The organism is Kitasatospora sp. NPDC057015 (assembly GCF_042673745.1).
In the GTDB taxonomy this organism is placed as follows: domain Bacteria; phylum Actinomycetota; class Actinomycetes; order Streptomycetales; family Streptomycetaceae; genus Kitasatospora.
Map to the genome: position 1 here is coordinate 185,545 of NZ_JBHUSG010000003.1, position 16,878 is coordinate 202,422.

General features: G+C 74.2%; 14 protein-coding genes. 7 read left to right on the forward strand and 7 right to left on the reverse strand.

Going from position 1 to position 16,878, the window contains the following annotated elements; all coding sequences use genetic code 11:
• Window positions 1-156: 156 nt before the first annotated feature.
• The 3 genes from ACFTWP_RS04095 (at window position 157) to ACFTWP_RS04105 (ending at window position 4,820) form a co-directional block, all read left to right on the forward strand.
• Window positions 157-1,257 (forward strand): citrate synthase 2, encoded by a 1,101-nt coding sequence (locus ACFTWP_RS04095; RefSeq protein ID WP_380262438.1) that lies wholly within the window; start codon window positions 157-159, stop codon window positions 1,255-1,257.
• A 231-nt stretch (window positions 1,258-1,488) separates the two neighbouring features.
• On the forward strand, window positions 1,489-2,607 hold the full coding sequence (gene serC, locus ACFTWP_RS04100; protein WP_380262440.1) for a phosphoserine transaminase: 1,119 nt from the start codon (window positions 1,489-1,491) through the stop codon (window positions 2,605-2,607).
• A gap of 371 nt (window positions 2,608-2,978) precedes the next feature.
• Window positions 2,979-4,820, forward strand: a complete 1,842-nt coding sequence (locus tag ACFTWP_RS04105) for a beta-galactosidase family protein (RefSeq protein ID WP_380262442.1) — start codon at window positions 2,979-2,981, stop codon at window positions 4,818-4,820.
• Between the two features lie 39 nt (window positions 4,821-4,859).
• Here ACFTWP_RS04105 and ACFTWP_RS04110 read toward each other — a convergent pair whose 3' ends face one another.
• On the reverse strand, window positions 4,860-5,630 hold the full coding sequence (locus ACFTWP_RS04110) for an SDR family oxidoreductase (protein ID WP_380262444.1): 771 nt from the start codon (window positions 5,628-5,630) through the stop codon (window positions 4,860-4,862).
• Between the two features lie 115 nt (window positions 5,631-5,745).
• Here ACFTWP_RS04110 and ACFTWP_RS04115 point away from each other — a divergent pair, with 115 nt between their 5' ends.
• Window positions 5,746-6,369: a TetR/AcrR family transcriptional regulator gene (locus ACFTWP_RS04115; RefSeq protein WP_380262446.1), complete on the forward strand. Its 624-nt coding sequence runs from the start codon at window positions 5,746-5,748 to the stop codon at window positions 6,367-6,369.
• A gap of 96 nt (window positions 6,370-6,465) precedes the next feature.
• Here ACFTWP_RS04115 and thpR read toward each other — a convergent pair whose 3' ends face one another.
• The 3 genes from thpR to ACFTWP_RS04130 all read right to left on the reverse strand — a co-directional run bounded on the left by thpR (window position 6,466) and on the right by ACFTWP_RS04130 (window position 9,497).
• Window positions 6,466-7,056, reverse strand: a complete 591-nt coding sequence (gene thpR / locus ACFTWP_RS04120; RefSeq protein ID WP_380262448.1) for an RNA 2',3'-cyclic phosphodiesterase — start codon at window positions 7,054-7,056, stop codon at window positions 6,466-6,468.
• A 305-nt stretch (window positions 7,057-7,361) separates the two neighbouring features.
• A complete protein-coding gene (locus ACFTWP_RS04125) occupies window positions 7,362-8,945 on the reverse strand; it encodes an MFS transporter (RefSeq protein ID WP_380262450.1) in 1,584 nt (527 codons plus the stop codon).
• A gap of 117 nt (window positions 8,946-9,062) precedes the next feature.
• Window positions 9,063-9,497 (reverse strand): MarR family winged helix-turn-helix transcriptional regulator, encoded by a 435-nt coding sequence (locus tag ACFTWP_RS04130; protein ID WP_380262452.1) that lies wholly within the window; start codon window positions 9,495-9,497, stop codon window positions 9,063-9,065.
• A 302-nt stretch (window positions 9,498-9,799) separates the two neighbouring features.
• Here ACFTWP_RS04130 and ACFTWP_RS04135 point away from each other — a divergent pair, with 302 nt between their 5' ends.
• Window positions 9,800-10,198 (forward strand): VOC family protein, encoded by a 399-nt coding sequence (locus ACFTWP_RS04135; RefSeq protein WP_380262454.1) that lies wholly within the window; start codon window positions 9,800-9,802, stop codon window positions 10,196-10,198.
• A 422-nt stretch (window positions 10,199-10,620) separates the two neighbouring features.
• Window positions 10,621-11,442 carry an MHYT domain-containing protein gene (locus ACFTWP_RS04140; RefSeq protein ID WP_380262456.1) on the forward strand — a complete coding sequence of 274 codons (822 nt, stop codon included), beginning with the start codon at window positions 10,621-10,623 and terminating at the stop codon, window positions 11,440-11,442.
• A 131-nt stretch (window positions 11,443-11,573) separates the two neighbouring features.
• Here ACFTWP_RS04140 and ACFTWP_RS04145 read toward each other — a convergent pair whose 3' ends face one another.
• Window positions 11,574-13,292, reverse strand: coding sequence for an enoyl-CoA hydratase-related protein (locus ACFTWP_RS04145; protein ID WP_380262458.1), 1,719 nt, complete (start codon window positions 13,290-13,292; stop codon window positions 11,574-11,576).
• A gap of 508 nt (window positions 13,293-13,800) precedes the next feature.
• Entirely contained in the window at window positions 13,801-14,724 is a 924-nt protein-coding gene (locus ACFTWP_RS04150) for a DUF4231 domain-containing protein (protein WP_380262460.1), read from the reverse strand.
• Between the two features lie 297 nt (window positions 14,725-15,021).
• Between ACFTWP_RS04150 and ACFTWP_RS04155 the strand changes: the two genes are divergently transcribed.
• Entirely contained in the window at window positions 15,022-15,786 is a 765-nt protein-coding gene (locus tag ACFTWP_RS04155) for a CDP-alcohol phosphatidyltransferase family protein (RefSeq protein WP_380262462.1), read from the forward strand.
• A gap of 86 nt (window positions 15,787-15,872) precedes the next feature.
• On the opposite strand, the gene sigJ is transcribed toward ACFTWP_RS04155, so the two are convergent.
• Window positions 15,873-16,757 carry an RNA polymerase sigma factor SigJ gene (gene sigJ, locus ACFTWP_RS04160; protein ID WP_380262464.1) on the reverse strand — a complete coding sequence of 295 codons (885 nt, stop codon included), beginning with the start codon at window positions 16,755-16,757 and terminating at the stop codon, window positions 15,873-15,875.
• Between the last annotated feature and the right edge of the window lie 121 nt (window positions 16,758-16,878).

Here is a 16,878-nt window from a genome sequence, read left to right on the forward strand (position 1 = left end):
CATGTGGGGCGGCCTCCGGGAAACATCACCTCGGTGGTGTATGGCGTAATGCACCCGGTGCCTGAGATTCTGGCACCGAGTGCCAACCACCATCGGTCACAGGCGTGCTGCCCCACCACGGCCGCCCGCCGATCGCAGAACTGAAGGAGCCGTCGCATGTCCGACTTCGTACCCGGGCTTGAGGGAGTCGTCGCTTTCGAGAGCGAGATCGCCGAGCCCGACCGGGAAGGCGGCGCCCTGCGGTACCGCGGCGTCGACATCGACGAGCTGGTCGGCCACGTCTCCTTCGGCCACGTCTGGGGCCTGCTGGTCGACGGCAAGTTCAACCCCGGCCTGCCCGCCGCCGAGCCGTTCCCGATCCCGGTGCACTCCGGTGACATCCGGGTCGACGTGCAGTCCGCGCTGGCCATGCTGGCGCCGGTCTGGGGCCTCAAGCCGCTGCTCGACATCTCCGCCGAGCAGGCCCGCGACGACCTCGCCCGCGCCGCCGTGATGGCCCTGTCGTACGTGGCGCAGTCCGCCCGCGGCCAGGGTCTGCCGATGGTGCCGCAGAGCGAGATCGACAAGGCCGAGACGGTCGTCGAGCGCTTCATGATCCGCTGGCGCGGCGAGCCCGACCCGAAGCACGTCAAGGCCATCGACGCGTACTGGACCTCGGCCGCCGAGCACGGCATGAACGCCTCCACCTTCACCGCCCGCGTGATCGCCTCCACCGGCGCCGACGTCGCGGCCGCGCTCTCCGGCGCGGTGGGCGCGATGTCCGGCCCGCTGCACGGCGGCGCGCCGTCCCGCGTGCTCGGCATGATCGAGGAGATCGAGCGCACCGGCGACGCCACCGCCTGGGTCAAGCAGGCCCTGGACAAGGGCGAGCGGCTGATGGGCTTCGGCCACCGCGTCTACCGCGCCGAGGACCCGCGCGCCCGCGTGCTGCGCCGCACCGCCAAGGAGCTCGGCGCGCCGCGCTTCGAGATCGCCGAGGCGCTGGAGAAGGCCGCGCTGGAGGAGCTGCACAACCGCCGCCCCGACCGCGTGCTGGCCACCAACGTGGAGTTCTGGGCCGCGATCATGCTGGACTTCGCCGAGGTCCCCGCGCACATGTTCACCTCGATGTTCACCTGTGCCCGCACCGCCGGCTGGTCGGCCCACATCCTGGAGCAGAAGCGGACCGGCCGGCTGGTCCGCCCGGCCGCCCGCTACATCGGCCCCGGCCCGCGCAGCCCGCGCGACGTGGCCGGCTACGAGTCGATCGCGCACTGATCCACCCGGCCGCCCGGGCCCGCGCCTTCGGGCCGGGCCCGGGCGGCCACCGGCTCACCGGTCAGGGGGCGTCCCCTGACCGGGCGGAGGGCCGACACGCCGGGGCGGGCCCGGGGAGCGATGCTCCCCGGGCCCGTTTTCGCCGTCCTGCCCGCCCTCCGCCGCAAAGATCACATCTCAGCGGGCGGACGACCGTAACAACTCCGCAATCCGAGCCAGTAGGCTGCGCCTGTGGCTCAGATCCAGATCCCCGCTGACATCAAGCCCGCAGACGGCCGTTTCGGCTGCGGCCCGTCCAAGGTGCGCCCCGAGGCCCTGAGTGCCCTCGCCGCGACCGGCTCCGCCCTGCTGGGCACCTCGCACCGCCAGGCTCCCGTCAAGGACCTGGTGAAGCGCGTGCGCGAGGGCGTGAGCAGCCTCTTCTCCCTCCCCGAGGGGTACGAGGTGGTACTCGGCAACGGCGGCTCCACCGCCTTCTGGGACATCGCGGCCTTCGGCCTGGTGCGTGAGAAGTCCCAGCACCTCAACTTCGGCGAGTTCTCCTCCAAGTTCGCCTCCTCGGTGAAGGCCGCCCCCTGGCTGGCCGACCCGTCGGTGATCAAGACCGAGCCGGGCACCCACCCGCTGCCGGTCGCCGAGGCGGGCGTGGACGTCTACGCCCTCACCCACAACGAGACCTCGACCGGCGTCGCGATGCCGATCAACCGCCCGGTGGGCGGCGACGAGGGCTCCCTGGTGCTGGTCGACGCGACCTCGGGCGCCGGCGGCCTGCCGGTGGACATCACCGAGACCGACGTCTACTACTTCGCGCCGCAGAAGTCCTTCGCCTCCGAGGGCGGCCTCTGGCTGGCGTCCTTCTCCCCGGCCGCACTGGAGCGCGCCGCCGAGATCGCCGCCTCCGGCCGGTACATCCCGCCGTTCTTCGACCTGCCGACGGCCATCGACAACTCGTCGAAGGACCAGACGTACAACACCCCGTCGATCTCGACGCTGTTCCTGCTGGCCGACCAGCTGGAGTGGCTGAACGGCAACGGCGGGCTCGACTGGGCCGTCGCCCGTACGGCCGACTCCTCGTCCCGCCTGTACACCTGGGCCGAGAAGTCCTCCTTCGCGCAGCCGTTCGTCACCAACCCGGCCGAGCGCTCGCAGGTGGTCGGCACGATCGACTTCGACGAGTCGATCGACGCCGCCGCGATCGCCAAGGCGCTGCGCGCCAACGGCATCGTGGACACCGAGCCGTACCGCAAGCTGGGCCGCAACCAGCTGCGGGTCGCGATGTTCCCGGCGATCGACCCGGCGGACGTCGAGGCTCTCACGGCCTGCATCGACCACGTCGTCGGCCAGCTCTGACCGCAGCTCCCCGCACGAACGGGCCCATGAACGAACGGGCCCATGAACGAACGGGCCCATGAACGAACGGGCCCATGAACGAAACGGAGAGGGCCACCGCCCGCGGGCGGTGGCCCTCTCCGTTTCGTGCCTCGGGCCCGTTCCGCCGTCGCCGTTGCCGCGGCGGCTTCGCCGGCGGCCGGGCGCGCCGGGGCCGAACGGCCCAGTGCGCCGCTACCTGGTGACCAGCGAGCTGATCACCACGACTGCCAGCAGCAGCACCAGGGCACCGGTCACGATACGCATGCGAGTCTTCGGGTCCACGGTGAACGAGCGTACTCCCGGCCCGGCCGGTCCTGGCGCCCGGGCCGCCGGCCCGGCAGGCTGGGCCCATGCTGACCTACGACTGCACCGGGTTCCAGCTCGACGGCAGCCCCCTGCGCATCCTCTCCGGTGCCGCCCACTACTTCCGCACCCACCCCAGGCAGTGGCCGCAGCGGCTGGCCGCGCTCCGCGCGATGGGTCTGAACACGGTCGAGACCTACATCCCCTGGAATCTGCACGAACCCGCCCAGGGGGACTTCCGACGACTGACGGAGCTGCCGGCCTTCCTCGACGAGGCCGCCCGGCAGGGGCTGTGGGCGATCGTCCGGCCCGGCCCGTACATCTGCGCGGAGTGGGACAACGGAGGGCTCCCCGGCTGGCTGACCGCCCGGGTCGGGCGCCGGGCCCGGACCAGCGACCCGACGTACCTGGCCGCCGTGGACGCCTACCTGGACGTGGTGATGCCCGCCGTGGTGGAGCGGCAGTGCGACCGGGGCGGCAACGTCCTGATGGTCCAGGTGGAGAACGAGTACGGCTCGCACGGCAGTGACGCCGACTACCTGCGCCATCTCGCCGACGGCCTGGCCAGGCGCGGGGTGAGCGTGCCGCTCTTCACCTCGGACGGGCCCGAGGAGCACCTGCTGAACGCCGGCAGCGTCCCCGGGCTGCTGGCCACCGTCAACTTCGGCTCCGAGCCGGAGGCCGCCTTCGCCGAGCTGCGGCGCCACCGCCCCGAGGACCCGCCCTTCTGCATGGAGTTCTGGAACGGCTGGTTCGACCACTGGGGCGAGAAGCACCACACCCGCACCCCCGAGGACGCCGCGGACAGCCTGCGCCGGATCCTCGCCGCCGGCGGTTCGGTCAACCTCTACATGGCGCACGGCGGCACCAACTTCGGCACCACCGCCGGTGCCAACCACGCCGACCCGCCGTTCAACTCCACCGACTGGACGGACTCGCCGTTCCAGCCCGCCGTCACCTCCTACGACTACGACGCCCCGCTGGACGAGCGCGGTACTCCCACCCCCAAGTTCGAGGCACTGCGTGCCGTCCTCGCCGAGTTCGCCGCCGAACACCCCGAGGAGGCGCGATACCTCTCGGACGCCCCGCCCGCGCTCCCCGCCCCCGCGCCCCTGCTGGCACCCCGGGAGGTCACCGTCGACTCCTACGCCCCGCTGAGCCCGGAGGACCCGGTGCACTCCCCCGTCCCGCCCACCTTCGAGGAGCTGGGCCTGGAGCACGGTCTCGTCCGCTACACCCTCCGCGTCCCCGGGACGCGCCCCGCACCCGTGCCCCCGGAGTCCGCCGACGACTCCCCGGAGGGGACGGACGCCCCGCCGCCGGCCAGGCGGGCCGGCGCCGTGCTCACGGTCGAGGGCCTGCGCGACCGCGCCACGCTGTGGATCGACGGTGAGCGCGTCGCCGAGTTGGTCCGCGGGGTGGAGGGCGAACCCCTCCAGGTGCCCGCCGGGGCGACGGTCGAGCTGTTGGTGGAGTCCCTCGGACGGGTGAACTACGGCCCGCAGGTCGGCGAGACCAAGGGCATCACCGGCGGTGTTCGCCACGAGCGCCAGTACCTGCACGGCTGCCGGGCCGAGGCCGTCCGCCTGGACGACCTCTCCGGTCTGGACTTCCAACCCGAACCCCCCTCCGCCCGGCCGCATTTCGCCCGCGGCTCGCTCCCGCTCGACAGCACCGGTGACACCTACCTCGCCGTACCCGGCGGTCGCCACGGCCACCTCTGGGTCAACGGGTTCCACCTCGGGCGCTACGACGAACGCGGACCGCAGACCACCCTCTACTGCCCGCAGCCACTGCTCCAGGAGGGCGCCAACGAGATCACCCTGCTCGAACTCGGCGACGCCGCCCCGGCCGTGATCGAGCTCCGCTCGGCAGCGGAGCTGGGCTGACCACGGCGCCCCGCGCGCGGCGGGCGAGCCCCGGCCGGCTCACACCCCGAGCATCGAGCCGCCGGTGGCGTCCAGCGCGTGCCCGGTGACCCAGCGGGCATCGTCGGAGGCCACGAAGGCCACCACATCGGCGATGTCCGCGGGCTCCCCGACCCGCCCGAAGACCGAGTAGGCCGCCACCCCGGCACGGGCCTCCGGATCGGAGAGCCAGGGGTTGATGTCGGTGGCCACGACCCCCGGGCTCACGGAGTTCACGGTGATCCCGCGCGGGCCGAGGTCCTGGGCGAGCGTCAGCGTCAGGTTGTCGAGGGCGCCCTTCGTCATCGAGTACGCGGAGATCGCAGGGAAGGCGATCCGGGTGACACCGGAGGAGATGTTGACGATCCGGCCGCCGTCGCGCAGCCGGCCGAGACCCTCCCGGATGATGAAGAAGGGCGCCTTGACGTTGACCGCGAAGACCCGGTCGTAGTCCTCCTCGGTGACCTCGTGGATCCGGCCGTGGGCGTTGATGCCGGCGTTGTTCACCAGGATGTCCAGCCCCGTCGCCCCCTCCTCGTACCCGGCCAGTGCGGTGTCGAAGGCCTCCCAGAGGGCCCGGGCGTCGCCGGGCACGCCCAGCTCGGCCCCGATGGCGAAGGCCCGGCCGCCCTCCGCCTCGATCGTCTTGACGGTCAGCTCGGCGGCCTCCCGGTTGCTGCCGTAGTGCACCGCGACCAGGGCCCCCTCGCGCGCCAGCCGCTCGGCGATTCCCCTGCCGATGCCCCGGCTGCCTCCGGTGACCAGTGCCGTCCTGCCTGCCAGCGTGCCCATGGCTCCGCCCCCACTTCTGCCGCGCGCCGCTCTGCCGCCGCACGCATGTTCTGTAGCGGTCGCTACTGAAAGGAACCGTAGCACGGTTCTGTAGTGCCCGATATAGAATCGGCCCATGGCCATCGAGCAGCCCGCAGAATCACCCGAACGGCTCAACAAGCAGCGCGGACGCCCCCGCTCCTTCGACCGGGAGGCCGCCCTCGCCCAGGCCGTCGACCTCTTCTGGGAGCACGGCTACGAGGCGACCTCGGTCGCCGATCTGACGGCTGCCATGGGCATCCGACCGCCGAGCCTCTACGCGGCCTTCGGGGACAAGCGCTCGCTGTTCGAGGAGGTGGTGGCCAGCTACCGGCGCACCCACGGTTCGGTCCTGCCCGAGGCGCTGGACGAGGGCCCCACCGTCCGCGCCGGCGTCGAGCGGATGCTGTTCACGGCGGCGGCGGAGTACAGCGACCCGGACCACCCGTGGGGCTGTCTGGTGGCCAGCTCGACGGTCAACTGCACGTCCGACGAGGTGGAGCAGGAGCTGCGCGGCGTCCGCAACGGCAACGTCGACGCGCTGGAGTCCAGGATCCGGGCCGACATCGCGGCCGGGAACGAGCCGCCCGGCACCGACGCCGCCGCGCTGGCCGTCTTCGTCGGGACGGTCCTCCAGGGCATGTCCCAGCGGGCCCGCGACGGCGCCACCCGGGCGGAGCTGGAGCAGGTCGCCGCGTTCGCGATGCGGGCCTGGCCCTGACCGGCCGGCCCGAGGTGGCCCCGGGACGAGCGGCGACGGCCGGGCCCGAGGTGGCCCCGGGACGAGCGGCGACGGCCGGGCCGGTGGCGCCGGCGGTCAGGCCGTCCAGTGCACCAGGGGCCAGTGGCGGAGGCTCTCGTAGTGCACGGCGCCGCCGTCGTGCCCGCTCTTCATCAGGTGCACCGCGGCGGCCTCCCACTCGATGCCGCGGAACCCCTCCAGGGCGGCCTCCAGCCCCTCCAGCTCCTCCACCGCGTGCCGTCGCACGGCCCGGCGCCGCCCGTGCGCGGACCCGGCCCGGGCCAGCGTCAGGTGCGGGTGGAAACGGAACGCGTCGCCCTCGCCCAGCACCTCGGCGGCCGCCGCGGCGACCGCCTCCGCCAGCCGCCGCAGGGCCCAGGTCTCGCCGTCCACCCCGGCCCAGAGCACCCTGTCCCCGAAGCGGCCCGCCCCGGCCAGCCGCAGGCGGTGCGCGCCGTGTCCGTCGAGTGCCCCGGCCAGCGCCGACTCCAGCTCCGGCAGCCGCTCGACGGGCACCTCGCCGAGGAAGGCCAGGGTGAGGTGCCAGGCCTCGACGCCCGTCCACCGCAACCGGTCCGCGCCCGGCAGCCCGCGGACCGGCGCGACCGCGTCGACCAGCTCCTGCACCGCTTCGACCGGTGGCAGCACCGCCACGAAGAGCCTCACGAAGCCATCTTCCCTCGCGGGGCCGGTCGGGCTGGAACGGTCCGACGGAGATCCGCACGGGTGGCCCCGAGGACGCGGCCGCCGTCATCGCCCTGCTCGACACCGCGATCGCCCGGCTCGCCGCGCGGGGCCGGACCGGCCGGTGGGGCGACCGGCCGTGGTCCAGCGGCCCGGCGGCCCCTGGCCGGGGCAGATCCTGGGGATCCGGATCCGACCCGGCACCGGGCCGGCGCGCTCGGCCGGAGCGCTCGGCCCGGGTGCCCCGGGTCGGAGCAGTCAGCCGCAGCACCCCGCCCGACGGTCGGTCAGCAGGCCGCGGCCAGCTCCGACCGCTCGCGCGCACCGGCGCGCGGCACGAAGGCGACCACCCGGCCGCCGCGCCCGGGGTGCAGGTCCAGCCGCAGGCGCAGGTCCGCGCTGCGGGCCAGCACCAGGCCGACCACCAGGGCCGCCAGGGCCGAGACCGCGCCGCAGGCGAGCAGGCCCAGTCGGGGCCCGTACACGTCCGTGACCCAGCCGACCACCGGGGCGCCGATCGGCGTGCCACCGGTGAACACCAGCACCAGCAGGCCCATCACCCGGCCCCGCATGGCGGGATCGGTGGCCAGCTGCAGCATCGAGTTGACCGAGGTGTTGAAGCTCAGCCCGAAGATCCCGATCAGGGTCAGCAGCACCGCGAAGGACCAGTAGCCGGGCGCGAAGGCGGCCAGCACCTCCAGGGCGCCGAAGCCGAGCGCCGCACCGACGAGCCAGCGCAGCCGGGGCGCGCCGCGCCGGGCCGCCAGCAGCGCGCCGGCCAGCGAGCCGACCGCCATCGCGGTGTTCAGCAACCCGTACTGCCCGGCGCCGACCTCGAAGGTGTCGTAGGCGAAGCCGGAGAGCAGGGTCGGGAAGTTGAACCCGAAGGTGCCGATGAAGCCGGCCAGCACCATCGGCCAGAGCAGCTCCGGACGCTCCCTGACGTACCGCAGCCCCTCGCGGAGCTGGCCCTTCTCACGGGCGATCGGCGCGGTCGGGCGCAGTTCGGCGGTCCGCATCGCGAGCAGGCCGCCGATGACCGCCGCGAAGGACAGCGCGTTGACGGCGAAGGCCCAGCCGCTGCCGACCGCCGCGATCAGCAGACCGGCCACGGCGGGGCCGACCAGCCGGGCGGTCTGGAAGTTCGCGGCGTTCAGGCTGACGGCGTTCGCGAGGTCCTTCGGGCCGACCATCTCGGAGACGAAGGCCTGCCGGGTCGGGTTGTCGACCACGGTGACCAGGCCGAGCAGCAGGGCGAAGGCGTAGACGAAGGTCGGCGTCACGACGCCGCCGATGGTCATCGCGGCGAGGCCGGCGGCGAGCAGGCCCATGGCGCCCTGGGTGGCGATCAGCAGTCGGCGCTTGGGCATCCGGTCGGCGAGGACGCCGCCGAACAGGCCCAGCAGCAGCATCGGCAGGAACTGCATCGCGGTGGTGATGCCGACGGCCAGCGGGCTGCCGGTGAGGCTGAGCACCAGCCAGTCCTGGGCGATCCGCTGCATCCACGTCCCGGTGTTGGAGACGACCTGGCCGAGGAAGAAGTAGCGGTAGTTGCGGATCCGCAGCGAGGAGAACATGCCGCACGGGCGGGTGAACTCCGCACCGGTGGGCCCGGTGGCGCGCGGGCCGGCACGGCCCGGGTCGGACGCGGCGGGGGAGGCCGCCGCGGTGCGTTCCTCGGGGTCGTCGTCGCCGGTGCCGGGCAGGCCCGCGGGGCTGGACACCCAGCCCTCGGCGGTGGCGGCGGTCGCCGCGAGATCGGTGCTCGGATCGTCGGTACGGATGGCGGCGGCTGCGGCCGGCGGTGTCACTGCGGTCTCCCCTCGGCGCACGACGGACGGCAGGGCCGCCGTCGCGCTACTGGTGTGCATGATCGGTGCTGCGGTGATGCGGTACTCCTTCTGCGGTGCGGTCAGGGCGTGCTGCGGCCCGGGGCGGGCCGCCGCCCGCGGGCGGCGGCGGTTCGGCCCTGGCGGGCCGGGGCGCGACTAGAGGTGCGCGAGCTTGTAGAGCACCGGAGCGGCCTCCCGCAGGACGGCCCACTCCTCCTCGCTCAGCCCCTGGGCCAGCTCGGCGAGCCAGACGTTCCGGCGCCGCCGGCTCTCGGCGAGGATCGCCTCGGCCTCCTCGGTGCTGCTGACGACCACCTGGCGGCGGTCCTCCGGGTGCGGCTCGCGTCGCACCAGGCCCTTCTCCTCCAGCATCGCGACGATCCTGGTCATGGACGGCGGCTGGACGTGCTCGCGCCGGGCGAGCTCGCCGGGCGTGGCCTGCCCGCAGCGCGCGAGGGTGCCGAGCACCCCCATCTCGGTGGGGCTGAGCGACTCCTCGACACGCTGGTGTCTCAGACGGCGGGCCAGGCGCATGGTGGACGACCGCAGCTGACTGATCGCTGCGAGGTCCTGCTCGGAGGTTTCGGGCATGTATTTAGATTACGTCATTACTCTCGCTAAGGAAAATTGATATCCGCCCGCTCCTGGGGCCACCACCGTCACCCCGGCCACAGGCGGTCGGCCGCGGCCCCGGCGAAGGCCCCGACCGGGAGTGCGCCGCCGAGACACGCCGGGCCGCAACCGGCGGCTTGGCGGCGCCGAACGGGACCCCACGGGGGATGCTGGAAGGACCACCCCGCCACTCGACGACAGGCGGCACCCCGCACGGCCGGCACCATCAGCCCCAGCGGCCCCGCCCGCACCACCCGAGCCAGCAGAGAAGGGCCGATCGCATGTCCGACCTCCCGTCCGAGCAGAACGCCGACGGCTTCGCCCGCCTCGCCATGGTCACCATCGACTGCGCCGACCCGGCCGCGCTGGCCGCCTTCTACGGCGGACTGCTGGGCTGGGAGCCCCGGCACGTCGACGACCGCTTCGCGATCCTCGACAACCCCGAGGGCGGCACCCCGCTGGCCTTCGGCCGGGTCGAGGGTTACCAGCCCCCGCCGGCGGGGAACCCGGACGGCAGCAAGCACTTCCACCTGGACTTCTACGTCGACGACCTCGGCGACGCCACCGCCCGGGCACTCGCCCTGGGTGCCACCGAGCCCGCGTACCAGCACGGCCGGCAGCTCAAGGTGCTGATCGACCCCGCCGGGCACCCCTTCGGGCTGGCCCCCCTGGACCGCTGAGGGCGCTGCCCGTCCAGCCCCGGTCCGCCCGCCGCCCCGTCCGCGCGACCCGGCCCCGCCCGGCGTCCGACGCCCCGCCCCGGGCCGCCCGGGCTCGCGGATTCGCAGCCGACACCCCGCCCCGGTGGGACGGGGGCGCTGCGGAGGCAGCGTCAGAACTTGGTGCCGACATCTTGATCCTCCCGTGAAGAACGCCCCTGACCAGGCATTTCGCCCCGAACGCGGTCGTTGTGCGACCCAGCGGCAGTGACTAGGGTCCTTCTTGTCAGGGGCACCACAGCCAGGCTCCCTGCCCGGGCCCGGCCCGCTCACGCGCACCTCCGCGCCCCCTCACGCTTGACGCACCTGCCGAGCGGATCCCTCCCGCCGGCCCGCCCGAGACCTGGCTGCCGCTGCTCCCCACTCCGTCCAGGGAGATCCTCTTGGGTGAGATCCACCATGCCGTCTACGGCTGGGTGACACCGGCAATCTCGTACTTCACCGCCTGCCTGGGAGCCTTCGTGGCCCTGCGCGGCACCCGCTGGGCGCTGCTCTCCGAAGGGCGCACCAAGGCCAACTGGCTGCTGTTCGCGTCGACGTCACTGGGCGCGGGCATCTGGTCCATGCACTTCATCGCGATGCTGGGCTTCTCCGTCTCCGGGGTCCAGATCCGCTACGACGTGCCGCTCACGGTGCTCAGTCTGATCGTCGCGATCGCGGTGGTGGGCCTCGGCATCTTCACCGTCGGCTACAGCCGCAACCCGATCGGGTCGCTGCTCGCCGGCGGCACCGCCACCGGTCTGGGCGTGGCGGCCATGCACTACCTCGGCATGGCCGCCGTCGAGGTGCCCGGCCACATCGGCTACCAGCACGCCACCGTGGGAGCGTCGGTGGTGATCGCCGTGCTGGCCGCGACGGCCGCGCTGTGGGCCGCCCTCAACATCAAGGGCACGCTCGCGGTGCTGGCGGCGGCCCCGGTGATGGGCGTCGCGGTCTGCGCGATGCACTACACCGGCATGGCCGCGGTCTCGGTGCACCTGACCGGCGCCAAGGAGGCGCCCGACGGGGTGCTGGCCCTGCAGTTCGTCTTCCCGCTGGCGGTCGGGCTCGGCTGCTACGTGTTCTTCAGCGCGCTGGCCTTCGCGGCGGCGCCGAGCAAGCCGGGTCGGCCCGGCGCGGCGGGCCGACCCGGCGGCGCGCAGCCGGTGATCGCGGGGCCGGCCCCCCGCCTGATGCCCAGGCAGCGGGCGGCCACCGGTCGCTGAACGCGCGGGCCGCCGTCCGGCCGGGACCCGGTGTCCCGGTCGGGCGGCGGCCCGCCGGCGCAGGGGCCGACCCGGACGGGCTCAGGAGGAGAACGGACCCAAGGGGAGGACGGACCCAGGGGAGGACGGGCTCAGGAGGTGGACGCGGGCCCGACCGGTTCGCCCAGGTGCTCCGGGGTGCGGGACGGGCAGAGCTTGTGCACGAAGGCCCGACGCAGCTCGTGGTACGACTCGCCCCGGCCGTAGAAGTTGCGGTGCATCTCCCGCAGTTCCTCGGATCGGTACTCCGCGAGCGGCTTGGTCTCCTCGTCCTCGGCCCGCCGGCGCTTCTTCTCCATCAGCCGGCCGGTGAGTTCGGCCGAACCGGCCAGCGCGGCGGCCTCGCGCAGCACCCAGCGGCGGAACCCGGCCGCGTCGCCGCCGGCCGTCCGGTCGACCAGGCCGAGCCGTTCGGCCTCGGCCGCGCCCACCGGCAGCGCCCCCGAGGTGAGCCGCTCCGCCTGCTCGGCGCCGACCCGGCGCGGCAGCGTGTACGTCCAGTACTCGGAGCCGTGCAGCCCCATCAGGCGGTAGTGCGGGTTGAGGACGGCCGAGTCGCGGCACCAGACCTCGTCGGCGGCGACGGCCAGCATCAGCCCGCCGGCCGCGGCGTTGCCGGCCAGCGCCGAGACGGTGATCTTGTCGGTGGTGGTGAGCACCGCCTCGACCAGGTCGTCCATCGCGTTGATGTTGTCCCAGGACTCCAGTGCGGGGAACGGCGCGGCCTCGATCACGTTGAGGTGGATGCCGTTGGAGAAGAAGTCCCGGGCGGGGCCGAGGACGAGCACCGAGGTCGGCCGCTCGGCGGCCTCCTGGTAGGCCGCCAGGAGCCGGCGGCACTGCCCGGTGCTCATCGCACCGCCGGCGAAGGAGAATTCGAGGAATCCGGCGTCGCCCCGCTCCCGGTAGCGGATCTCCGCCCAGGTGTCCCGGTCGGCCGCGTCGGCCGGGCTCACCGGCACCTCGCGGACGGCGGCGAGGTGGCCACGGAGCACGGTGGCGGCGGGCAGCTTGAAGGTGGCCGGGCCGCCCGGGGTCCGGCGGGGGCGCAGCTGCGGGATCCACACCGCCCCGTCGAGCGTGGCCCGGCAGATCGCGCCGTCGCGGGTGGCGATCACCGCGCCGGGCACCCGGCCGCGCAGCCGGTCCTCGGGGTGGCCGCCGTGCAGGAAGTACTCCCGGCCGTACAGCTCGTCCAGGACGCCGGGCTGCGAGTCGGCGGAGCGCAGTTTGCGCAGCACCGTCGCGGTGTCGTCGGCGGCCCAGTCGATCCGGCGGAACTCCTGTGCGTGGTAAGGGCGCAGGCGCCCCCGGACGTCCGGGCGGGCGTAGTCCAGCGGGTCGGGGGTGAACAGTCCCCCCGCGTGGCGCTGCACCGCGAGCAGGACGGCGTCGACCGCCGCGTCGGCGACCTCGTTGCGGTACAGCTCGCTCTTGCCGCAGCGTTCCACGGCGAAGTCCACCGAGGCCCAGATGTCGCCGGCGTCCATCTCCTCGACGGCCTGCAGCACGGTGACGCCCCACTGCTCGGCGTCCTCGTGGATCGCCCAGTCGAGTGCGGACGGGCCCCGGTCGCCCTTGGGCCCGGGGTGCACGATCAGGACGGTCCGGCTCGACCAGACGTCCTGCGGGACGGCCTTGGTGAGCATCGGACAGACGATCAGGTCGGGGTCGGTCCGGGCGACGGCCGCCCGGACGGCGTCGTCCCCGAGGGCCAGCTCGACGGCCACCGTGTGCCCGCGCTCGCGCAGTTCGGTGTGGACGCGCTGGGTCAGGCTGTTGAACGCGCTGGCGATCAGCAGAATGCGCAAGGTGCCCTCCGGCCAGGTACCTGAAGTGGTGTCGCGGCCGCGCGAGGGGCCGGCCGGGGGTGCGCACGGTGGCCGACGCGGCGGAGCCGGCGGCGAGGCCCGTGAACGGCCGGGCCCCCCGGCGCGGATCGGGCGCCCGGGTCTTCCCCGGGTCCGAACGCCCCGATCCAATCATGGGCATGCACACGCTAGGGATGTCGGAGGCAAGCCCTCGCCCGACCCTCACCGTCCCTGCACACCGGCGCGACCGAACGGCCGCGTCCCCGGCCGAATCTCCCCCGCATCGCCACCGGGGGCCGGGCGCCCGCCCGGTGGAGCCGCGCCGCCCGGAGCGTCCTCGGTCCGGGCGGCGCGCTCAGGCACCACGCTCACGGCACCACGCTCAGGAGCCCTCCCTCACGGCGCCGCTCCCGCACGCCCGCGCTCCCGACGGCCCGTCCGGGCCCGGGCCCGGGCCCGGACGCGAGGGCGTCCGGCGACCGGACCGGGCGGCCGGCGGAGCACCGGCTCAGCGCGGGAAGGCCCGGCGGGCCCGCCAGGTGGTGTGCTCCCGGGACACGGCGTCCTCCGCCTCGGCGGCCAGCGAGGCCCAGCGGCTCTCCGCGTCCGGGCCCTTCAGGTCGAGGTCGGAGAGCTGGTTCCCGACGTTCTCCAGCTCCCGAGCGGCCAGCTGGTAGGCGGCGGCCAGCGGCCGGAGCTGCTTCAGCTGGGTCCAGGCGATCACCGACGCGGCCGCCGCCGAGCAGGCCCCGAAGGCGTGCACCGGCAGTGCGCCCATCGCCTGCGCCACCGCCGCCGCCCCGCCGATGATGATCAGCGCCGCCGTGGCCAGCCCCCAGGACACCGACTGGGACTCGCAGGCGTCGGCCCGCGCCCGGTACCAGGTGCGCTGGCCCTCCACCCGGGCCCGCAGGTACAGCGTGCGGCGCTCGACCAGCCCGGCGGCGCGCACCCGGCGCATCTCCGGAGTGATCTCGGGCACCGTGCCCGGCGGCACCACGGACGGGTCCTCGAAGGCCTTCAGCACGTCGGCGACCTGGAGCAGGTAGCCGCGCTCGACCTCGGCGGAGTCCGCCGGACCGTCGAAGGGCCAGGCCCGCACCGTGTACTTCCACGCCAGCGTCTTCACCGACTCCGCCGCCGCCCGGGCCTCGTACCAGCGGCCCTGCGGGTTGCCCTGCCGCAGCCGGTACCAGAAGTAGCCCGCCGCGAGGAACGCCGCGACCGAGAACAGCGGTGTGACGTCCGCGTCCCCGCGCCGGCTCGGCCCCGGCACGGTGCTGACCACCGCCGCGAGGACGAGCATCACGATCTGCCCGCGGTACCAGCGCAGCGTCTGCCGTTGCCCCCGCAACGACGCCTTGTCCGCCGTCCAGAACGGCTCCGGCAGCAGCCGGGCCTCGTCCGTTCCCGGTGGATCCTCTTGCACCATCGCCCAGGCCCCTCCCCGTCTCCCGTCCAGGCAGTATGCCCACCACCAACTGGGCTACACAGAACATGTGTTGGAGAACGCCCCGGGCACCCGCGCCGATCCGGCCGACCCTGGTCAGCGGCCTGCCTCGGGCAGCGGGGCACGCCCGCGTCCGTGCCCGGCCCCGGTGGACGCGGCGCCCGGCGGACGGCCGCCGGGCGCCGCAGTTGCGCCGGACCCGCCCCTTGCGCTTGCGTGTGATCGCACAGACGGCCGAACCGGTCGCGGGGGTGTGCCGGAGCAAGCCACGGAGACAGCATGACCAGGGTCCAACTCGAAGAACTGCGCGATGTGATCCACCCGGCCGGCAAGCTCGACAGCCGGGCCGAGCACTGGGCCGGGCGGCTCTACATGCGCTCCGTCTCGTTGCGGATCACCCGCCTGCTGGTCGACACCCGCTGGTCCCCCAACCAGATCACCGGCGTGATGGTCGTCGCCGGCGTGCTCTCCGGGGCGGCCCTGCTCGTCCCGGGGCCGGCCGGGGCCGTACTCTCCGTCCTGCTCATGCAGCTGTACCTGCTGCTCGACTGCGTGGACGGCGAAGTCGCCCGCTGGCGCAAGCAGTTCAGCCCGCTCGGGGTCTACCTGGACCGGCTCGGCGCCTACCTGGCGGACGCCGCGGTCATGATCGGCATGGGGTGCCGGGCCGCCTCGCTCGGTCTCGACCTCTACCTGGTGGCCGGGCTGGCCGCGGCCATCGGCGTGCTGATCCTCAAGGCCTCCTCCGACCTCGTCCACGTGGCCCGCGCCGACAGCGGCCTGGCCAAGGCCACCGACGCGTCGGTCGTCCCCCGCTCCTCCGGGCTCGCCCGGGTCCGCCGGCTGGCCTCGGCCGTCGGCATCCACCGGCTGTGCAACGGGATCGAGTGCACGCTGCTGCTGCTCGTCGCGGCCCTGGCCGACGCCGCGCTCGGCGGCCTGACGATCACCCGGATCGCGGTCGTCGCCGTGACGGCCGTCGTGTGGGTCCTGGTGCCCGCGCACATCGTGTCGATCGTCGCCTCCTCCCGGCTGAAGAAGTAGCCGCGTGCACTCCGGCGGGACGGCGGCGGCGCCACGCCGTCGCCGTCCCGCCGCGGTGCGCAGGGGCCGTTGCGCCCGAGCGGCGCTCAGGCGTCGAGGCCGGCCAGGTCCAGCCGGCCGAGGCGCTCCGGATCGGCGACGGTGTCGATCGCGACGATCACCCCGCCGGTGACGGTGAAGGCCATCACGGACATCGGCCGTCCGTTGACCGCGACCACGACCCCTGCCACCCCGTTGACCAGCGCCGGGCGGACGAACGGGGACAGCTTGCGGAAGGTGAGCGCCTGCGAGGCCACCGTCCGCGCGCCGTCCAGACGGACGGTGTGGCGGGGGCGCAGCGCCCCGCCGTCCGAGCGCAGCACCACGTCGGGGTGGAGCACGGCGAGGAGCGCGTCGAAGTCGCCGTCCCGGGAGGCCGCGAAGAAGGCGGCGACCGCCTCGCGCTGGCGGGCGGGATCGGGGTCCGGCGCCGGCGCCTGCCCGTGGACCCGGCGGCGGGCCCGGCTGGCGAGCTGGCGGGTCGCCACCGGCGACCTCTCGATCATCAGGGCGATCTCGTCGAAGGGCACGGCGAACATGTCGTGCAGCACGAAGGCGGTCCGCTCCACCGGCGACAGCGACTCCAGGACCACCAGCAGGGCCAGCCCGACCGAGTCGGCCAGCATCACCTGGTGCTCGGGGTCGACCGCGTCCTCCCGGTCGACGATCGGATCGGGCATCCGCAGGTCGAGCGGGTCCTCGCGGCGCTGCTCGCGTGTGCGCAGGCCGTCCAGGCAGATCCGGGCCACCACGGTGGTCAGCCAGCCGCCGAGGTTCTCCACGTCGGCGGCGCCGTTGCGGCCGAGCCGCAGCCAGGTCTCCTGGACGGCGTCGTCGGCCTCCGCGAGCGAGCCGAGCATCCGGTAGGCCACCGCCCGCAGGTGCGTCCGGTGCACCTGGAACCGCCTGGCCAGCACATCGCTCTCGTCCACCTGTCGGTTCCCTCCGCGCGCCGGTCAGTGCAGTAGACCACCGAAGGCCGGCGGCGCGAGGGAGTTCCGCCCGCCCGCGGACGCCTGCCTGCCTGCCCCGCGGACACCCGCCGGCCCGCCC

Coding starts and splice junctions, on each gene's coding strand:
- ACFTWP_RS04095 (WP_380262438.1), top strand. CDS start 157: ATGTCCGACTTCGTACCCGGGCTTGAGGGAGTCGTCGCTTTCGAGAGC.
- ACFTWP_RS04105 (WP_380262442.1), top strand. CDS start 2,979: ATGCTGACCTACGACTGCACCGGGTTCCAGCTCGACGGCAGCCCCCTG.
- ACFTWP_RS04110 (WP_380262444.1), bottom strand. CDS start 5,630: ATGGGCACGCTGGCAGGCAGGACGGCACTGGTCACCGGAGGCAGCCGG.
- ACFTWP_RS04115 (WP_380262446.1), top strand. CDS start 5,746: ATGGCCATCGAGCAGCCCGCAGAATCACCCGAACGGCTCAACAAGCAG.
- ACFTWP_RS04125 (WP_380262450.1), bottom strand. CDS start 8,945: ATGCACACCAGTAGCGCGACGGCGGCCCTGCCGTCCGTCGTGCGCCGA.
- ACFTWP_RS04130 (WP_380262452.1), bottom strand. CDS start 9,497: ATGCCCGAAACCTCCGAGCAGGACCTCGCAGCGATCAGTCAGCTGCGG.
- ACFTWP_RS04135 (WP_380262454.1), top strand. CDS start 9,800: ATGTCCGACCTCCCGTCCGAGCAGAACGCCGACGGCTTCGCCCGCCTC.
- ACFTWP_RS04150 (WP_380262460.1), bottom strand. CDS start 14,724: ATGGTGCAAGAGGATCCACCGGGAACGGACGAGGCCCGGCTGCTGCCG.
- ACFTWP_RS04155 (WP_380262462.1), top strand. CDS start 15,022: ATGACCAGGGTCCAACTCGAAGAACTGCGCGATGTGATCCACCCGGCC.